Source organism: Macrococcus animalis, assembly GCF_047425875.1.
GTDB classification, from domain to species: Bacteria; Bacillota; Bacilli; order Staphylococcales; family Staphylococcaceae; genus Macrococcoides; species Macrococcoides animalis.
On record NZ_CP179727.1, the window covers coordinates 328,661 to 348,235 of the forward strand.

Sequence of the window (19,575 nt, forward strand, 5' to 3'; positions counted from 1 at the left end):
GAGAATGTTTAGTGAAATTAATGTAGGGAATATATTAATTATCAAAAGTATGAGGAGGAAATAATTATGACTGACAAATACGAAGAAATTCAAAATGATGCTGAATTAGCGAAAGAAAATAACGAGAAACAAGAAAAAGATGACAATAACGAAGGCTTAGAGCAAACAAAAGAGGATGTTCAAAAAACGTTAGAATAATATAAAGAAAAGTCGCCTTTAGGCGACTTTTTGTTTATAATCCTTTATTTCCAATATCATTACGATAGAATAAACCTTTACTTTTTATGTGCTCTACTAACTTGTAACTGTTCACTCGAGCTTCTTGAAGGTCTTGTCCTTCACCTAGAGCAATCATCACACGACCACCATTTGTAACCCACTGTCCGTCCACTTGCTTTAAAGCTGACACAATGTAATCTTTTTGATAATCATAACCTTCTACAACATGACCTTTATCATAGTTTCCAGGATAACCGTTAGAAGCTAATACAACACCACAAATCGTTTTGTTTTGCCAAACCAAATCTAACGGTTGTTTTTGGTCTACTGCTTCAATAAGTTCAATAAAGTCTGTGTCTAAACGGCGTAATAACACTTGTGCTTCTGGATCACCAAAACGTGCATTAAACTCAATCACTTTTGGACCATCTGCTGTTACGATCGCGCCAACATATAGAATACCAAAGTAATTTAATCCTTCTTTATGCATCGCTTCAACCACAGGATAAACAATTTCGTTATTAGTACGTTCAATGATTTTCTCACTAATATGGTTGACTGGACAGTATGCACCCATTCCACCCGTATTCGGACCAGCATCACCATCATATGCTCGTTTATGGTCTTGTGCAATCGTATCAAAAGGAATACAGAAATCATCATTCACAAATACCATTAATGAAAATTCTTCACCTTCTAAATACTCTTCAAAGACTACTTTCGCACCTTCCTCAGCATAAAAATCATTGATAGCTTCATTTGCCATGGTCTCATCCATCGCTACGACGACACCTTTACCTGCAGCTAAACCATCATACTTAATCACAATCGGCGTGCCTTGTGCTTTTACATATGCTAACGCGTCTTCTTTATTATCAATTGTTTCATAATTCGCAGTTGGAATATCATATTTCGCCATTAATACTTTAGCAAAATCTTTAGATCCCTCCATTTGAGCTGCACGTGCGTTGGGACCAAATGTTTTAATTCCAGCAGCAGTTAATCGATCACTTAAACCATCGATTAACGGTTGTTCTGGTCCAACGACAACTATATCTATTTGATTATCTTTTGCGAAATTGACTATTTTCTCTTGATCATTTTCAGCGATATCTACGACAGTTGCCTCACGAGCCATCGCTTCATTCCCACGAATGACAAATACTTCTTCTACGCGCTCAGATTGACCTATTTTTCTAATTAATGCATGTTCTCTACCACCAGAACCAATAACTAATACTTTCATAACTGCCTCCTAGTGTTTAAAGTGGCGAACGTCCGTCATTACCATGGCAATGCCAAACTCATTCGCTTTATTAATTGAATCTTGATCTTTAATTGAGCCACCAGGTTGAACGATACATTTAATACCTGCTGCATGAGCTGTTTCAACCGTATCACTCATTGGGAAGAAGCCATCACTCGCCATTACAACGTTATCGTTTATTTCAATTGCACGTTCAATTGCAATCTTCGCTGAGCCGACACGGTTCATTTGTCCAGCACCAATACCAACAGTTTGCTTATCGTTTGCTAAAACTATAGCATTTGATTTTACACTCTTCACAACTTTCCATCCAAGCTCTATAGCTTTCCATTGTGCTTCTGTCGGTTGTGTATCAGTCACGACACGCATATCTTCTTTTTTTACGTTTAATAAATCTTTATCCTGAACTAAATAACCACCAGAAACAGATACGAATTCTTTTTCATTTGCTTCAACAGACATGTCTATTTCAAGTAAACGTAAGTTTTTCTTTTGTGTTAACACTGCTAATGCTTCCGCGCTAAAGCTTGGGGCAATAATCACTTCTAAGAAAATTGAATGCATGATTTCAGCTGTCGCTTTATCTACTTCACGGTTAACAGCAACGATACCACCAAAAATACTCTGATTATCTGCATTATATGCATTTTCAAAAGCTTCCTCAATTGAAGCTCCTGTACCTACACCACATGGATTCATATGTTTAACTGCCACAGCCGCTGGAATATTAAACTGTTTAGCTAAGAAAAGTGTTGCATCTGCATCTTTAATATTGTTAAAGCTTAATGGTTTTCCATGTAATTGTTTTGCTCCAGCCAACGTGTTATTCGCATCACTCGTTTTCACAAATTCAGCAGCTTGGTGAGGATTCTCACCATAACGTAATGCTTCTTTGTTATTGCTAAAGAAGTTAACAATTGCTTCGTCATATTTATTTGTGTGCGCAAATACTTTTACCATTAAAGATTTACGGTACTCGTAATCTACTGTATCTGTTTTAATTTTTTCAATGATTATATTGTAATCAGTCGGATCAACAACTGTAATTACGTGTTTAAAGTTTTTAGCAGATGATCGTAACATAGTTGGTCCACCGATATCGATATTTTCGATTGCATCAGCTTCTGTAACATCAGGCTTTGCAACTGTTGCTTCAAATGGATATAAATTCACTGCAACCAAGTCGATTGGTGCAATATTATGCTCTTCAAGCGCAGCTACATGCTCACTATTATCACGATCAGCTAAAATACCACCGTGAATATTTGGGTGTAATGTTTTGACACGTCCATCCATAATTTCAGGAAAGTTCGTTAAATCACTGACTGATTTTACTGGAATATTATTTTCTTCTAATGTCTTCTTTGTACCACCTGTAGAGTAAACTTCAAAGTGATTTGCTACTAATTTTTGTGCAAATTCAACGATTCCTGTTTTATCTGAAACACTTAATAATGCTTTTTTCATTGTAAGCTCCTTATTGAATTATTTTTTTGATTACTCTTGGATATAATTCATACTCAAGGTTTTGTACACGTAGTTGTAAAGTTTCTTCTGTATCATCTTCGTAAATTGGACAACTCATTTGATCAATGATTTTACCTGTGTCCATTCCATTATCAACATAATGTACTGTGGCACCCGTTACGCGCACACCAAATTGTAGAGCTTGGCCAACTGCATTTTTACCTGGGAAACTCGGTAATAACGACGGATGAATATTTAAAATTTTACCTTCATATTCATGTAATAACGTGTCACCGATGAGCTTCATATAGCCTGCTAGAATGATCCATTCTACTTCATCGCGGTGGAGTTGTTTTAAAATTGCTTCTTCATAAGCCACTTTATTTTCGTATTGATTTAATTCGAAAATATGCACAGGTGTTCTAAATCGTCGTGCGCGTTCAATCGCAAATGCTTCACGTTTATCTGTATATAGACCAACAACTTCTATTTCAGTTAAATAATTTGCTTGAATGTTTTCCATGATTTTTTCATAATTTGAACCATTACCTGAAGCAAATATTGCAACTTTCTTCATGTTTAAACCCCCGTGATTTCTATTTCTTTATCACCAGATACGACTTTACCAAGCGTGTAAACTTGTTCATTTAATTGTGATTGCAATACAGATTGAATATTTTCAACTTCGCTTTCATTTACAACAAAGATAAATCCGATACCCATATTGAAAATATTGTACATTTCCATTACATCGATTTTACCTTTTTCCTGTAATAAATCGAATATTGGTAATTTTGGAATAGAAGTTACATCTATTGCTGGATAAACACCTTCAGGGAAGACACGTGGAATATTTTCAATGAATCCGCCACCTGTAACATGACACATACCATTTACTTTCGCATTTTCTAAAACAGCTTTTGCTGCTTTTACATAAATACGTGTAGGTTCTAAAACAGTATCTAAAAGTGTTTTACCATCTGCAAAATCTGCAGTTAAATCTAAATTATTATCTTTAATAATTTTTCTTACTAAGCTATAGCCATTTGAATGAATACCACTTGAAGCTAAACCTAAAATGACATCGCCTTCAACAATTTTTGAACCATCGATGTATTCAGGTTTCTCTACTGCACCAACAGCAAAGCCAGCGATATCGTAATCACCAACATGATACATATCACCCATTTCAGCTGTTTCGCCACCGATTAATGCACATTCACTTTGTACACAACCTTCAGCTACACCTTTAACAATTTGTTCTACAATGATTGGATCTACTTTGTTTAACGCTAAGTAGTCTAAGAAATAAAGTGGCATTGCACCCGTTGTTAAAATATCATTCACACACATTGCAACTGCATCTATACCAATCGTATCGTGTTTGTTTGAATCAATTGCTAAACGTAATTTTGTCCCTACACCATCTGTACCAGATACAAGAACAGGTTGCTTCATGTTAAGTTGTGATAAATCGAATGCCGCACCGAAACTACCTAATCCTCCAAGTACCTCTTTACGCATTGTTCTATCAACGTGCTTTTTCATTCTTTCTACTGCTTCATAACCCGCGTGAATATCTACACCGGATGCTTTATAACTTTCAGCCATGGTTAGACTCCCTTCTTCTTCTTCTCTTTGTCTTCAGGTAATAAGTGATCGACGATTTCGATTGGATAATTACCAGTGAAACATGCATTACATTCCCCTTTTGAATCAAACTGACTAAACACTTCATGCATACCTTCAACCGATAAATATGTTAATGAGTCTACTTCTAAAATATCTTTTATTTCATCTACGCTCTTATCTGATGCAATCAGTTCTGCATGTGTCGATACATCGATGCCGTAATAACAAGGGTGAATTAAAGGTGGAGAAGAAATTGCCATATGCACTTCTTTTGCACCTGCATTTTTTAAAGTTTTGACGATAAATTTACTTGTTGTACCACGAACAATTGAATCATCAATAACCACTACACGTTTACCTTCTATAACGTCTCTTACTGGTGAGTGTTTCATACGTACAGCACGTTCACGTAATGTTTGATTTGGCGCAATAAATGTACGACCCACATATCTATTCTTGATTAAGCCTTGTTCATTCGGCAGTCCAGACTCCATTGAGAATCCTCTAGCTGCTTGTAAAGAAGAATCGGGCACACCGATGACAATATCCGCTTCAATATCCATTTCTTTTGCAAGTTGTTGTCCTAATGCTTTGCGGACTTCATATATAGAATGATTCCTGAATTCAGAGTCAGGGCGCGCAAAATAAACATACTCCATAGAACACATGTGAGATTCAGTCTTTGTTGTATACGTATCTTCAATCAATCCATCATTGTTAAATACTAATACTTCACCTGGCTCAATATCACGAATATAATCAGCACCGATTGCAGTGAATGCACACGTCTCACTTGCCACACAATATGCTCCGTCCACTTTACCTAACATTAACGGGCGTACACCATTACTATCGCGCGCAACAAACATTTGTTCCGGATGTAGAACTAAAAATGCAAATGCACCTTTGATTTGATTTAGTGCTGCTTTAAAATTAGTAAATTTATTAGATGATTTTGCTTTTAATAACAGATGGCCTAATACTTCAGAATCACTTGATGTCTGGAATATTGCACCTTCAGATTCTAAAGCGAGTTTGATTTGCTCAGCATTCGTTAAATTCCCATTATGCGCTAACCCAATATCCCCTTTAGAATGTTTAAAAATAAAGGGTTGCACATTTGATAATTCTGATGCACCAGTTGTCGCATAGCGTACATGGCCGATCGCATGGTTAAAATCACTTAATGAACTCAGTTTCACTTGGCTAATAGCTTCCGGTAATAATCCCATACCACGTGCCCCATAAATATTCGACTCGTCAGAACAAACAATACCCGCACCTTCTTGACCACGATGCTGTAATGAATGAAGTGCCATGTATGTGAGGTCAGCGGCATTTGGGTGACCCCAAATACCGAAAACGCCACATTCTTCATTTAGGCCTCTGATGTCATACATTTTTCAATAGCCCCTTTCCAAGACTGACTGATGTTTTCAACACTTTCAGTAATTTCGCCTTGGTTTGTTTTTAATGTGAATGTTTCTCCTCCAAATATACCAATTTCAGTTGCATTTTCAGGAACAAATCCTTCTTTTGCAATTAAAATATAGTTCCCTTGTGTTTCTGCAAAAACTGCTGCATTTGTTGCATCTACTTTTGCTTCAATCCCTTTGTTAAAGTATGCAGTAATTTGTGCTAATTTAATTGCTAATCCGCCTTTACCTACTGCTTGTACGTGTGATAATTGACCTGCTGTAATTGCTTTACGGATCACTTCACCACGTTTCACTTCTTCAGTTAAATCAATATTTGTAGTTACATGTGATACTTCATTGAATAATAATTTTTCGATTTGTGAGCCACCAAAATCATTATTGAATGCACCCACTAAATAAATTTTCTCGCCTTCAGTTGGTTTGAAATCATTTAAGTAATTCACATCTTCAATTAAACCAACCATACCAACAACTGGTGTTGGGAAGATTGCATCACCTTTTGTTTCGTTGTATAAAGAAACGTTTCCAGATACAACTGGTGTATTCAGCGTGCTACAAGCTTCTGCCATACCTTTAGTAGAATCCGCTAATTGTTGATAAATTTCAGGCTTTTCAGGGTTACCATAGTTTAAGCAATCCGTCATTGCAAGTGGTAAACTACCAACAGCAATCAAGTTACGGTAAGCTTCTGCCACGACCATTTTTCCGCCTTCATAAGGATTGTTAAATACGTAACGTGCTTCTCCGTCAATTGTAGAAGCGATTGCTTTTTTCGTACCTTCAACACGTGTTACACCGGCAGATAAACCTGGTTTAATGATTGTGTTCGCACCCACTTGTTGGTCATATTGAGAGTAAGCCCAAGTTTTTGAAGCGATTGTTGGGTGATTTAAAAGGCGTGTAAATACGTCTTTTGCATCGATGTTGTCATAGTTATGATCAACGTCTTTATATTCAGCTTGTTTACCTTCTAATACGTATACTGGCGCTTCATCACTTAATGGTTGAACTGGGATATCAGCATAAATTTCATCTTCGTAGCTTAATACGAAGCGATCTGTATCTGTTACTTCACCGATGACTGCTGAATCTAATTCGTGGTGTTCGAATAAGTCTAAGAACTTTTGTTCAGTGCCCTTTTCAACGACTAATAACATACGTTCTTGTGTTTCTGATAACATCATTTCGTATGGTGAAATACCCGCTTCACGCGTTGGTACTTTTTCTAAATGTAAGTGAATCCCTGACTCACCTTTTGCAGCCATTTCTGAACTTGATGAAGTAAGACCTGCAGCACCCATATCTTGAATACCGACTAATTCTGGATAAGTAATTGCTTCAAGTGTTGCTTCCATTAACTTCTTACCTACGAAAGGGTCACCGATCTGTACTGATGGACGTTTTGCTTCGCTTTCTTCACTTAATTCTTCTGAAGCGAAAGTTGCACCATGAATACCGTCACGACCAGTTTTTAAACCTACGTATATTACAGGATTACCGATACCTTTAGCAGTCCCTTTTTGAATTTTATCATGATCGATAATACCCACACACATTGCGTTTACTAACGGATTCCCATCATAGCGAGAATCAAATTCGATTTCTCCTGCTACTGCAGGAATACCGATACAGTTACCATATCCACCGATACCAGCAACAACCCCTGAAAATAAGCGTTTGTTTTGTTTTTCAGTTAATTCACCAAAACGTAAAGAATTTAATAATTGGATTGGACGTGCACCGATAGAAACGATATCACGAACGATACCACCAACTCCTGTAGCTGCACCTTGGTATGGCTCAATGGCAGATGGATGGTTATGTGACTCAACTTTAAATACAACGGCTTGGTTATCACCGATATCAACAACTCCAGCACCTTCACCAGGACCCATTAATACGCGTTCACCTGTTACAGGGAATTGCTTTAAGAATGGTTTAGAGTGTTTATAAGAACAGTGTTCACTCCACATAACAGAGAATATTCCGATTTCAGTATAGTTAGGCTTGCGTCCTAATATTTCTACCACTTTATCGTATTCAGCGTCAGAAAGACCCATTTCCGCATATAACTTATTGTCTTTAATTTCTTGTTCGTTTGGTTCTAAAAATTTAACCATTCTTATTTCCCCCAACTTTCTAAAATTGATTGGAATAACTTAATACCATCATCTGTGCCAAGTAATGATTCCATAGCACGCTCTGGGTGAGGCATCATACCGCAGACATTACCTTCTTCATTCACAATACCCGCGATATCTTCAACAGATCCGTTTGGATTGTTTTTGTAAGTTAAGATGATTTGATTGTTATCTTGAAGTTCTTTTAATGTTTCAGGAGAACAGAAGTAATTTCCTTCGCCATGTGCAATTGGATAAATGACTGTCTCATTCTTATCATATTGATGTGTAAATTTCGTTTCGTTATTAACGATTGTTAAAGGCTCATTTTGACAAATGAATTTATGGCTTGTATTATGCATTAAAGCACCAGGTAATAAACCAATCTCAGTTAAGATTTGGAATCCATTACATACACCTAATACTGGACGTCCTTCATCTGCTAAACGTTTCACTTCAGGAACGATGGGTGCAACACGTGCCATAGCACCACAACGTAAGTAGTCACCAAATGAGAATCCACCTGGAATTAATACACCGTCAAAACCTTCTAAAGATGTATTTCTATAATCAACGTATTCTGCCTCAAAACCTGTGTTTAGAGCTGCATTGAACATATCTCTATCACAATTTGATCCTGGGAATTCAATCACAGCAAATTTCATTATTTTGTCTCCTCATCTTCAATAATTTTATAGCTGTACTCCTCGATAACTGTATTCGCAAATAATTTTTCACTTAATGTGTTTACTACGTTTGCTACTGCTTCTTCACTAGCTTCATCAACTGTCATAAATAATACTTTACCTACGCGAATATCGTTTACTTGTTTGTATCCTAAGTCGTGTACAGCACGTGTTAAAGCTTGTCCTTGAGTATCTAATACCTGTGGTTGTAATGTGATGTGTAATTCGATTTTAGTCATGATTATAATGCCTCCAGTTTATTATAAAATTTAGTATATGTTTCAATTAGTGAGCCCGTGTCATTGCGGTAAACATCTTTATCAAAGTTTTCGTTTGTCTCTAAATCCCAAATACGACAAGTATCCGGTGAGATTTCATCAGCTAAAAGGATTCTTCCTTCACTGTCTTTACCAAATTCGATTTTGAAATCAATCAGTTTCAAATTCATTTCGTTCATTATTTTCATTAATGTATCATTAACGATTAACGCTTGTCTTTTTAATTCTTGAATATCTTCATCATTTGCTAAACCTAATAACTTAACATGGTCATCAGAGATAAATGGATCGTTTAATTCATCTTTTTTATAGTAAAACTCAACTAAAGGTTTATCAAAAGTTTGACCATTTTCAAACCCTAAACGTTTTGTGATAGAACCTGCAGCATAATTTCTTACAACAACTTCTAAAGGAATGATTGTAACTTTCTTTACCAATTGTTCAGTATCGCTCGTCTTTTCAATAAAATGAGATGGTATGCCTTCACGTGTCAATCGTTCAAAGAAATAACTTGTAATTAAATTATTTAAACGACCTTTACCTTCCATTTTATCTTTTTTAGCACCATTACCCGCTGTTACTTCATCTTTGTATTCAATACGATAGACAGACTCATCATCTGTATTGAATACACGTTTTGCTTTTCCTTCATAAACTAAAGTCATTCCATCTTCTCCTTATATATAGGATAATACGTATCCGCTTTGTCGTCTAACAATAGGGTAATATGTCCCATTTTGCGATTTTCTTTCCTTACTTCTTTACCGTATACATGGACATGCCATTCAGGATGTTCTGGGAAATGGTTTTCCATCGCATCTAAGTCTTGACCTAATAAGTTATACATCACGGCATCTTCATGTAACGTAATAGATTCAGGTAACGTATGTCCGATAACCGATAAAATATGTGTATCAAATTGCGAATAATCACAAGCCTCAATTGAATAATGTCCTGAATTATGTGGACGTGGTGCAATTTCATTCACATATAACTTACCTGCTTTATCGATAAAGAATTCAACAGTAAACGTTCCAACAAAATGAATTTTAGAAATGATTTTTTCAACCTCTGCTATAGCTTGTTCAGTATAAGCATGTTCTTTTTTAACCGTCGTTTTAAATAAAATCTGATTGCGATGAACATTTTCTTGTACTGGGAAGTAACAAATTTCACCTTGTAAGTTGCGCGTTGCAGTAATTGAGATTTCTCGATCAAGCTCGATCATTTTTTCTGCCACAAGCACAGCACTTTCTGTCATGTTGTATGCTTCTTCTAATTGCTCAGCAGATTTTAATACAAGTTGACCTTTTCCATCATAGCCACCAAATACCGTCTTTAATACGATAGGATAATCTAAATTTACAATCGCATGATCTAACGTTTCTTTAGAATCTACTTTGTGATATGGCACAACGATAGCCCCACTTGATGCAATTGCTTCTTTTTCAGTTAATCGATTTTGTAAAGTACCTACCGTTTCATAACCTTGAGGTACATCGTTCTCTCCACAAATTACTTTTAATGTCTCTGCATTAATATTTTCAAATTCATATGTGATGACATCACTTAATTCACTCAGTTGTTTTAAGCCGTCTAAATCATTGTATGGAGATTCAATAAATTGATGTGCTACATATCGAGCTGGACACGTTGGGTCCGGATCTAATATATTCACTTTATAACCCATAGACTGAGCTGATTGTGCCATCATCTTACCGAGTTGGCCACCACCGATAATACCAATGGATTGACCTAGTTTGAACCTATTCGAGGTCACTTTGCATCGCCTCAACTTTCTCTACTAATGTTGCTTCATAACGATCAAGCTTTTCTATTAAAGTAGTATCTTTTAAACTCATCATACGAGCTGCAAGAATACCAGCATTTTTCGCACCCGCTTTACCAATAGCAGTTGTTGCTACTGGAATACCACCAGGCATTTGAACAATTGAAAGTAATGAATCCATTCCTTTCAATGCTTTCGATTCAATTGGCACACCAATTACCGGAACAGTTGTCATAGACGCAACCATACCTGGTAAATGTGCTGCTCCCCCAGCACCTGCAATAATGATATCAATCTCATTTTGACGTGCATTTTTTGCAAATTCAACCATTTCTAGTGGCGTTCTATGTGCCGAAACTACTTGTTTAATATAAGAAATGTCGAAATATTCTAACATTTCGCACGCTTCTTTCATCGTTGTCCAGTCTGAAGAAGATCCCATTATTACTGCTACCTTCACCAATGATCACCCTTTTTGAATTATTTGATAAACGCTTTAGATAAAGTGTATATTACTTATATAGCATAACAATTCAAGTTTGATTTTTCAATGTAAATTACGAACAATTGTAAACTTTTTTGTTAAAAATATAATTTTTGTTCGTATTTACGGTTGTTTTATTGCTATAATAAACTTAATCGTTCGAATAAAGGATGGAGGGAAATTTTAATGACAGCTAAAGTTTTAGACGGTAAACAAATTGCGGTGGACTATCGCGCAGGATTAGCAAAAGAGGTTGAAGCATTAAAATCACAAGGTGTGACACCGAAATTAACAGTAATCCTTGTAGGAAATGATGGTGCAAGTCAAAGTTATGTAAATAACAAAAAGAAATCAGCTGAAAAAATTGGGATGTCATCTGAAATCATTCATTTAGATGAAGCAACTACAGAAGAAGCATTATTAAATGAAATCGAAAAATTAAACAACGATAAAAATGTTCATGGTATATTAGTCCAAGTACCATTACCAAAACAAATTGATGAAACAAAAATATTAGAAAAAATTTCACCTGAAAAAGACGTTGATGGCTTTAACCCAATTAATATTGGACGCCTATACGCTGGTGTTGAAACTTATATTCCATGTACACCACTTGGTATTATGGAAATCTTAAAAAATGCGGACATGGATTTAGAAGGAAAAGACGTCGCAGTGATTGGCCGTAGCCATATTGTGGGCCAACCTGTATCGAAGTTATTAACAGATGCGAATGCCACAGTAACATTACTACATTCACGTAGTAACAATATGAAAGAAGTATTAAAACGTTCAGATGTTATTGTTTCTGCAGTTGGTAAACCTGGATTAGTAACGAAAGAAGACGTAAAACCAGGTGCAGTTGTAGTAGACGTTGGAAATACTGTCGTTGACGGTAAATTAACTGGCGACGTGAAGTATGACGAAGTAAGTGAAGTTGCAAGTGCGATTACACCAGTACCTGGTGGTGTTGGTCCATTAACGATAACTATGGTGTTAAACAACACATTATTAGCAGGGAAACGTAATATGAAATAGATTAATGATTTGCACCCAAACATACTGTTTGGGTGTATTTTGGTTCGCTTACTTTCGTATTACCCTTAATTAAGATTCAACCGTTATTTTTTCTCACATTCGACAAAAAAAACACCGATTTATAAAGAATCGGTGTTTATCAATTTACTTTAATTAAATTGTTATACTCATTTTTGGACCGAATGGTTCGAAGTGAACTTGACTACGGTCAATATTCATTTCATTAAATACTTCTAACATCGCTTCCATGAATGCAACTGATCCACACATGTAGATTTCTTCGCTGCCATTTATAATTTCAGCTAATTTTACTTTATTTAAGCGACCTGCTGTTTCAGAATAATTAAAGTAGAATTGTACATTATCTTTATTATGGTACTTTTTGATTTCTGCTTTAAATGGAACAGCTTCACTATTATAAGCTGAATGAATAAACTTAATGTCACGACCTTTAGCAGCTTCATCTTCTAGCATTGCCATAATTGGTGTCATTCCCACACCACCACTGATTAACACAATTGATTTATCCGCTTTTGCATCAACTGTAAATTCTCCGGCCGGTGCAGATAACAGAATTTCATCTCCAATTTTAACTGTATCATGTAAGTAGTTTGATACCATACCTTTATCACTGCCAACAACATCACGTTTCACTGCAAATTTTATTCCATTTGTTGTATCCACTGAACAGATTGAATAGTGACGTAGCGCATCATTTTCTTCACCTTCTGGATGGACTTTAACAGTGATATATTGACCTGCCTTAATCGGTTGCACCTTGATTTCATCAGATTTCACTGTAAATGATTTAATATCAGTACTTTCATCATTAATTGCAACTACTTTAAACGGTTTAAAGTCTGACCACTCTTCTTCTTCATATAATGCTTTTTCCATTTGGATAAATACATCTGCTATGACATCATATGTTTTTGTCCATGCATCAATAATTTCGGGAGTTGCTGCATCTCCTAACACCTCACCAATTGCCCAAATTAGGTTTTCACCAACGATTGGATAATGCTCTTCTTTAATTTGTAATGCTCTATGTTTATGTGCAATTTGATTCACATTAGGAATAATTGCTTCTAAATGATCAATATGTTTGGCTGCAGCAATAACTGTTTGTGCTAATGCTGTTTGTTGACGCCCTAATTTTTGATTTGTTTTATTGAAGATATTCAGTAATTCTGGGTGTTCTTCAAACATATGTTTATAGAATGCTGTTGTAATAGCATCTCCGTGCTCCTCTAATACTGGTATCGTTGCTTTAATGATACTTTTCGTTTCTTCTGTTAACATTTTATTTCCCCCTAAAAGTTGTATTTAAAATACATGTTTAACTCACATTATTAAGTTTACAACTTCATCATAAAAATCTCAACCATTATCACAAAAAAATGTTCATGATTTATTAAAATAATAAATATTTATTTAGCATCAATTAGTTTATAATAAGGCAAGAGGAGAGGATTGACTTGAAACTAACATTATATTCAGATTATTCTTTACGTGTGCTAATGTATCTCGCACGCACTGAGAATCGTACACAAATAGATGAAATCGCAAAATTTTACAATATATCTAAAAATCATTTAACTAAAGTGGTTAATAATTTAGCTACATTAGGATATATAGAAACAACTCGAGGACGTGGCGGTGGTATCACATTAAAGATGTCACCTGAAGAGATTAATATTGGTAAACTCATTCGTAAGACAGAAGAACATTTTAATATCGTTGAATGTTTTGACAGAGAAACAAATACATGTCCAATAATCGATCAATGTGGCTTAATGAGTGTTCTAGGTGAAGCACTAGTTGCCTACTTGAAAGTACTTGATCAATACACCTTGGAAGACATTTTAAAAAGAAAAACTTTTACAATATAATGTAAAAAAGCATTAGGAAATTTTCCTAATGCTTTTCATATTCTATAAATCAATAATTTTGTATAATCCTAACCAGTAAGCAGGAAGAATGTACGCTTCACGGAATGCTTGATCTTTACCTGCCTGATATTCGTTCCATTTTAAGCCATCTTTACTTTTTACACCAACTACACTTATATCGTAGTCGTAATCTTTATTCGCTCGTTTATAGGCTAATTTCGTACGTGTGGCATGATAATCACTTGTAACGACAAGTGCTGATTTTAAGTTATTTTTTTTCATTAATTTTAAAGTCTCAGTTGCATTTGTCCAAGTTGAAGTTGCCTTCATCTCTTTAATAATCGCTTCACTCGGAACGCCTGCTTCTTCAACAGCTTTAACATTATTCAATCCATTTTTATCTTCAATTGCAGGTGATATCATAACTTTAGGTGCATATTTTTCTTCATAGAATCGCCCTGTTTCTGTATAACGACCGCTATCTCCACCATCAATCATGATAATAACATCGCTTTTCTTTGGTTTATCGCCATGGTCAACATTGTTATAACACCAAACACCAATACCTACTGCAATTATTGCTAATAATAATAACGCACCAATAATACCGAGCAATTTCTTCTTCATTGAATATTCCCCCTGTTATCGATTTAACCAAAGTTTCGGGTATTGCCAAAGCTCTTTTTCCGCTTTTTTTCTTCCATCAGCTGTATCTAAATAGCTTTTACCGTTTAATTGTACTGCTTTATGATAAAAATCAAACATCGGATTATTCTTCTCAAATGTAGCAACTAATCGCTTCAATTCATAATCACGTCCAACAAGAGTACATCGATTCATATTTTCATTATGCATAAGATCTGTAGCACTAACCGCTGATGCTTTCATCGAAGTACTATAATATTCTGGTACAACTTTTGATTTATCAATCCCTACTTCTTTTAATAATTGTAAACTATTAACATCACTATTGACAATCAAAGGCGTATAAATAAGTTTACTTTTTGGATTTTTATCAAGTAATTGTTTCGCTGTTTTCAAAAGTTCTATATCTCGTCCTGGATTATATACAAGCACACAATGACTAGGCTTTACATAATCCTTTATTGCAAGATGCTTAAATTGTTGATGAAAAATGGTAAACACCGCTGTACTCACTAGATATAAAAGTATGGTTATTATTAATAACAGTCGCCAAAAGATTTTCATTTAAAACCCACTCTCAAACGCACTTTTTATTTTTTATTCAAAAAAAAACTGAAACTTTCATTTCAGTTTTAAATTGGATTTATTTTTGAATAATTTTCTTAATAGTATCACAAACAAATACTACATCTTCATCTGTCATAAGTGAAGCTGATGGTAAACATAACCCACGTTCGAATAAATCTTTAGCCACATCTTCATCATGAGAATAAAATTTTGTTCCTTCAAATACAGGTTGCATATGCAATGGCTTCCATACTGGACGAGATTCGATATTTTCTTCGCCTAATTTAGCAATTAAATCATTCGGTTCTATACCTAATTTATCCGAATCAATTGTTAAAGCTGTTAACCAACGATTTGACTTAGTTTCAGCTAATTCTGGCATTAATTCGATTCCGTCAATCTGACCAATTTCACGCGCATAAATATCAAAGATTTCACGACGACGATTCACACGGTCATCTAAAACTTCCATTTGCCCACGACCGATACCTGCACAAACGTTACTTAAGCGGTAGTTATATCCAACAACACTATGTTGATAATGAATCGCTTGATCACGTGCTTGCGTAGATAAGAAACGTGCTTTCTTTGTTAATTCATCGTCATCTGACATTAACATACCACCACCACTTGTTGTGATAATTTTGTTACCGTTAAAAGAGAAGATAGAGAATTTACCGAAAGAACCTGATTTCTTACCTTTATATTCAGCACCTAAACTTTCAGCGGAATCTTCAATCACAGGAACACCGTATGCATCACATAATGCTAATAATTCATCAAACTTTGCAGGTTGACCATATAAGTTTACAATCACAACTGCTTTCGGTAATTGTCCTTTTGCCTTAGCTTCTTTTAAAGCTTTTTCTAAAGCAACTGGTGACATATTCCATGTATCTCGTTCGCTATCAATAAATACTGGTGTTGCTTTTTCATAGCATATTGGATTTGCACTTGCAATAAAAGTTAATGAAGAACAAAAAACTGTGTCGCCTTCTTTAATATCTAATAATTTAATCGCTAAATGAATCGCTGATGTACCAGAATTTAATGCGGCACCTGAATGTCTTCCAACATACTCAGATACAACTTCTTCAAATTTATCTACATTTGGTCCAAGTGGTGCAACCCAGTTTTGATCGAATGCTTCTTTTACATACTTTTGTTCATTTTCACCGATATGTGCAATTGATAAGTGTAAACGTTTATTCATTTTAATGCCCTCTTTCATTTCATACTATTTTATTTTGTTCCAGTAAACGCAGGGACCGTGGCATGGCCATCTTGACTAATATCTGATTGTCTAAAGACTTTCACAATCGTTAAATAAATAATATATAAGTCTAGTATAAAACTTTGATGGTCAACATACCATACATCTAAATCAAATTTGTCTTCCCAACTAATATTATTACGTCCGTTCACTTGTGCCCAACCTGTAATGCCAGGTCGGACATTCATACGTCGTTTTTGATGTTCATTATATAGCGGTAGATATTGCATAAGTAGTGGTCTTGGACCTACCAAGCTAATATCTCCTTTTAAGACATTTAGTAATTGAGGTAATTCATCAATGCTTAATTTACGTAATGTTTTACCGAATTCAGTTAAACGTTCTGAATCGGGTAATAGTTCACCACGTACGTCACGCTCATCTGTCATCGTTCTAAATTTATAAATTTCAAAAGGTTCGCCATCTTTACCTGGTCGCGTCTGTTTAAATATTACTGGAGAACCAAGCTTTTTCTTAATTAGTACTGCAGATGTTACGATGACCGGGCTAAGTAATAAAAGTGCAGTACCACTTACTGCGATATCAAATAGTCTTTTCATTTTTTGTCTGCCTCTTTCTTAATTTCTTCATTGATGATTGCAATCTGTTCTTTTTCAACTTCACTGATTGTATCAGCAGGTTTTACGCCTCCAATACCATTTGCAATACCTATCACGCGTTTAGGAATATGAATACGGTCTACAATTACATCGCCTTCTTTACCAATGATACCACCAGATACGATATGGATGCCATTAAAATCCTTTTCGCCTTTTATGTCAGTAAAGAAATTAGAATTATAAGATTGATCAATACCATTTAATAGATCATTTGAAATACGAACATCTAAACGTAATACATTAATATCTTTTAAGTGTGCATTTTTAATAAATCCTTTAGAAAAATTACCAATACCACCATCTATTGCTAGCGCACCTTTATTTAAGTATTCTGTATACGAGTCATCAATAACCTCTAATGCTGATACCATAGTGCATAACACATCAATCGGTTCATTGTCCCATGCACTTATTTTCTTACCATATTTTGGTACCATTTGATTAATCATTGCAACAAAGTTTTCTACTTTTTCTTTGTTACGACCATGAAGGTATACATTATAATTACGCTCTGTTAATCGAATTGCTAATTTAATACCAATATTACCAGTTCCCACAATTAATACATTAGCATTTTTATCTTTGATTGTTTTATAGATTAATATATCTGCAGCTTCCATAGCTAAGTCATTCGGCTTCATTTCACGTAAACGACTTATACTAATATTTTCTTGTGCAATTGTAATAAAATCAATATTTTGCTTTCTTTCTACATCAACATAAATATATTTCGCTGTCCCATCAAAAACTTGAATAACTTCTGTAGCTATAACAGTATTTGCTATCGAGAAACTCATACACTTCTGTCCATTGATATATTTATCCGGTAACCGTAAAAAATCGGAACTGTGATTGGAAGTTGTTGCTAAAACGATTGAATCATAACTCTGAGTTTTAAATTCTTCTTTTAATTTTAAGAAATCCATAGGTCACCTCATCTGCGATTTACAAACTGACTTTTCTTTTGCCATTCTTCATGCTTCTCATCTATTTTTTTGCCCCAATTTTTCATGTAAAAAAGCTTTGCAAACACTAGTAAAATGAACAGGTAGCCTGAAATTCTAAGTCTTGATCCTGTACCTAAGTTATCGTTTGTGATACCGATAAATAAGAACCAAATTAAGCTCTGAGTTAATAACATTTTATCAAGATATTCCAAAGATTTTCTATTTTTATAAATATAGAAGAAAATAATTGCCATCGGAATTGACTCTGTCAAAAATAATACAAGTGTACTAAACCCACGCACTTGGAATGGTAATGGTCCTAATGCATTACTGAGTAAACTATACGCATAGTTAAATAAGAAAAATATATAATTGGGTTGATCTAGAGATATATTTAACTGACTAGCACCGGCATATAATTCTTGTCCATTTTTACGATAGTTTAAAGCATCTGCTAAACTTAAACCAACTAACGGAATTTGAAAATCTTTTAATGCTGTATAATAAATCCCCAGTAATACAAGGACAGTTATAATAACAAATCCTACATTTGTTGATTTATTTTTACGATTAAAGAAGATGAATAATCCTGAAGCACCTAAAAAAGATGCAGCTGCATAATCTCTGTAACTAAACAACAAGAACATCGATAAAAGTATGGGCAATATCAACAAAATTTTAACAAATCCATTTGAGTTTAAGAAAATTGCAAATAACCAAATAGAAAGTAAGAAGAAATCAAAAATCCAAATGTCACGGATAATTGAAATTGTTGATACATAGACAAAACTGATAAACAGTAACATCATACCTAGAAATAAACTATAAAGATTCATAACATGTCTACTACCTACTAGCGTACGAATTAATAAATACGTAATAATTGCAAATAGTACTACGCCTAAAAAGTTAAACATCTTTAAATAAAATACATATTCTGTATTAAAGAGCTTTAAAACATAGCCTAATATAAGAACATGCACTGAAGTAAGAATAGCGTTACCGCCATTCTTAATTTCGAGTGCATTTTCAAAGTAGAATACCCCATCATCACTACCACCTAAGATAGGTATTGCGAGACCATGATATCCAGTTGCTAAGCTCACATAATACAAAGCGATGGTAATTAAAAACATTACAGTGATGAACGCTGTAAATATTACAGCGGTGCGTATTTGACTTTTTTCCATTGCTTGTACTCCTACTCACTTATTT

At 34.8% G+C, this 19,575-nt stretch carries 21 protein-coding genes; 3 read left to right on the plus strand and 18 right to left on the minus strand.

Features of this window, described 5'->3' with window-relative positions:
• Positions 1-66 precede the first annotated feature (66 nt).
• Positions 67-198, plus strand: coding sequence for a hypothetical protein (locus tag ACMGE9_RS01680; protein ID WP_414043526.1), 132 nt, complete (start codon positions 67-69; stop codon positions 196-198).
• 34 nt (positions 199-232) lie between these two features.
• On the opposite strand, the gene purD is transcribed toward ACMGE9_RS01680, so the two are convergent.
• From purD to purE, 11 genes are read right to left on the minus strand one after another with little or no spacing between them, the layout of a single operon-like run.
• The gene (gene purD / locus ACMGE9_RS01685) at positions 233-1,465 is read right to left on the minus strand and encodes a phosphoribosylamine--glycine ligase (RefSeq protein ID WP_414043527.1); all 1,233 of its coding nucleotides are present in this window, start codon (positions 1,463-1,465) and stop codon (positions 233-235) included.
• Positions 1,466-1,474: 9 nt separating this feature from the next.
• On the minus strand, positions 1,475-2,953 hold the full coding sequence (gene purH, locus ACMGE9_RS01690) for a bifunctional phosphoribosylaminoimidazolecarboxamide formyltransferase/IMP cyclohydrolase (protein WP_414043528.1): 1,479 nt from the start codon (positions 2,951-2,953) through the stop codon (positions 1,475-1,477).
• A gap of 10 nt (positions 2,954-2,963) precedes the next feature.
• Complete coding sequence (gene purN, locus ACMGE9_RS01695; RefSeq protein WP_414043529.1) at positions 2,964-3,530, minus strand: phosphoribosylglycinamide formyltransferase; 567 nt, start codon at positions 3,528-3,530, stop codon at positions 2,964-2,966.
• A 2-nt stretch (positions 3,531-3,532) separates the two neighbouring features.
• Positions 3,533-4,564: a phosphoribosylformylglycinamidine cyclo-ligase gene (gene purM / locus ACMGE9_RS01700; RefSeq protein WP_414043530.1), complete on the minus strand. Its 1,032-nt coding sequence runs from the start codon at positions 4,562-4,564 to the stop codon at positions 3,533-3,535.
• 2 nt (positions 4,565-4,566) lie between these two features.
• Positions 4,567-5,985: an amidophosphoribosyltransferase gene (gene purF, locus ACMGE9_RS01705; RefSeq protein ID WP_414043531.1), complete on the minus strand. Its 1,419-nt coding sequence runs from the start codon at positions 5,983-5,985 to the stop codon at positions 4,567-4,569.
• Complete coding sequence (gene purL / locus ACMGE9_RS01710) at positions 5,964-8,144, minus strand: phosphoribosylformylglycinamidine synthase subunit PurL (RefSeq protein ID WP_414043532.1); 2,181 nt, start codon at positions 8,142-8,144, stop codon at positions 5,964-5,966. Before purL ends, purF begins: the two co-directional genes overlap by 22 nt.
• 2 nt (positions 8,145-8,146) lie before the next feature.
• Positions 8,147-8,809, minus strand: a complete 663-nt coding sequence (gene purQ / locus ACMGE9_RS01715; RefSeq protein ID WP_414043533.1) for a phosphoribosylformylglycinamidine synthase subunit PurQ — start codon at positions 8,807-8,809, stop codon at positions 8,147-8,149.
• On the minus strand, positions 8,809-9,069 hold the full coding sequence (purS, locus tag ACMGE9_RS01720; RefSeq protein WP_414043534.1) for a phosphoribosylformylglycinamidine synthase subunit PurS: 261 nt from the start codon (positions 9,067-9,069) through the stop codon (positions 8,809-8,811). Before purS ends, purQ begins: the two co-directional genes overlap by 1 nt.
• A 2-nt stretch (positions 9,070-9,071) precedes the next feature.
• Positions 9,072-9,773 carry a phosphoribosylaminoimidazolesuccinocarboxamide synthase gene (gene purC / locus ACMGE9_RS01725; RefSeq protein WP_414043535.1) on the minus strand — a complete coding sequence of 234 codons (702 nt, stop codon included), beginning with the start codon at positions 9,771-9,773 and terminating at the stop codon, positions 9,072-9,074.
• Entirely contained in the window at positions 9,770-10,888 is a 1,119-nt protein-coding gene (gene purK, locus ACMGE9_RS01730; RefSeq protein WP_414043536.1) for a 5-(carboxyamino)imidazole ribonucleotide synthase, read from the minus strand. The genes purC and purK overlap by 4 nt, the downstream gene beginning before the upstream one ends.
• Positions 10,875-11,357: a 5-(carboxyamino)imidazole ribonucleotide mutase gene (gene purE, locus ACMGE9_RS01735; protein WP_414043537.1), complete on the minus strand. Its 483-nt coding sequence runs from the start codon at positions 11,355-11,357 to the stop codon at positions 10,875-10,877. Before purE ends, purK begins: the two co-directional genes overlap by 14 nt.
• Before the next feature lie 210 nt (positions 11,358-11,567).
• Between purE and folD the strand changes: the two genes are divergently transcribed.
• Positions 11,568-12,416 carry a bifunctional methylenetetrahydrofolate dehydrogenase/methenyltetrahydrofolate cyclohydrolase FolD gene (gene folD, locus ACMGE9_RS01740; protein ID WP_414043538.1) on the plus strand — a complete coding sequence of 283 codons (849 nt, stop codon included), beginning with the start codon at positions 11,568-11,570 and terminating at the stop codon, positions 12,414-12,416.
• Positions 12,417-12,569: 153 nt separating this feature from the next.
• On the opposite strand, the gene ACMGE9_RS01745 is transcribed toward folD, so the two are convergent.
• Complete coding sequence (locus tag ACMGE9_RS01745) at positions 12,570-13,718, minus strand: globin domain-containing protein (protein ID WP_414043539.1); 1,149 nt, start codon at positions 13,716-13,718, stop codon at positions 12,570-12,572.
• 176 nt (positions 13,719-13,894) lie between these two features.
• On the opposite strand from ACMGE9_RS01745, the gene ACMGE9_RS01750 reads away from it, so the two are divergent.
• Positions 13,895-14,308, plus strand: coding sequence for an RrF2 family transcriptional regulator (locus tag ACMGE9_RS01750; protein ID WP_414043540.1), 414 nt, complete (start codon positions 13,895-13,897; stop codon positions 14,306-14,308).
• 42 nt (positions 14,309-14,350) lie between these two features.
• Here ACMGE9_RS01750 and ACMGE9_RS01755 read toward each other — a convergent pair whose 3' ends face one another.
• The 6 genes from ACMGE9_RS01755 to ACMGE9_RS01780 form a co-directional block, all read right to left on the minus strand.
• On the minus strand, positions 14,351-14,935 hold the full coding sequence (locus ACMGE9_RS01755; protein ID WP_414043541.1) for a YdcF family protein: 585 nt from the start codon (positions 14,933-14,935) through the stop codon (positions 14,351-14,353).
• A 15-nt stretch (positions 14,936-14,950) separates the two neighbouring features.
• The gene (locus tag ACMGE9_RS01760; protein WP_414043542.1) at positions 14,951-15,517 is read right to left on the minus strand and encodes a hypothetical protein; all 567 of its coding nucleotides are present in this window, start codon (positions 15,515-15,517) and stop codon (positions 14,951-14,953) included.
• A gap of 79 nt (positions 15,518-15,596) precedes the next feature.
• Positions 15,597-16,733: a DegT/DnrJ/EryC1/StrS family aminotransferase gene (locus tag ACMGE9_RS01765; protein ID WP_414043543.1), complete on the minus strand. Its 1,137-nt coding sequence runs from the start codon at positions 16,731-16,733 to the stop codon at positions 15,597-15,599.
• Between the two features lie 29 nt (positions 16,734-16,762).
• Positions 16,763-17,353, minus strand: coding sequence for a sugar transferase (locus ACMGE9_RS01770; RefSeq protein WP_414043544.1), 591 nt, complete (start codon positions 17,351-17,353; stop codon positions 16,763-16,765).
• Complete coding sequence (locus ACMGE9_RS01775) at positions 17,350-18,339, minus strand: NAD(P)-binding domain-containing protein (protein ID WP_414043545.1); 990 nt, start codon at positions 18,337-18,339, stop codon at positions 17,350-17,352. Before ACMGE9_RS01775 ends, ACMGE9_RS01770 begins: the two co-directional genes overlap by 4 nt.
• Positions 18,340-18,347: 8 nt before the next feature.
• Positions 18,348-19,550, minus strand: a complete 1,203-nt coding sequence (locus ACMGE9_RS01780) for a hypothetical protein (protein WP_414043546.1) — start codon at positions 19,548-19,550, stop codon at positions 18,348-18,350.
• Positions 19,551-19,575: the final 25 nt, after the last annotated feature.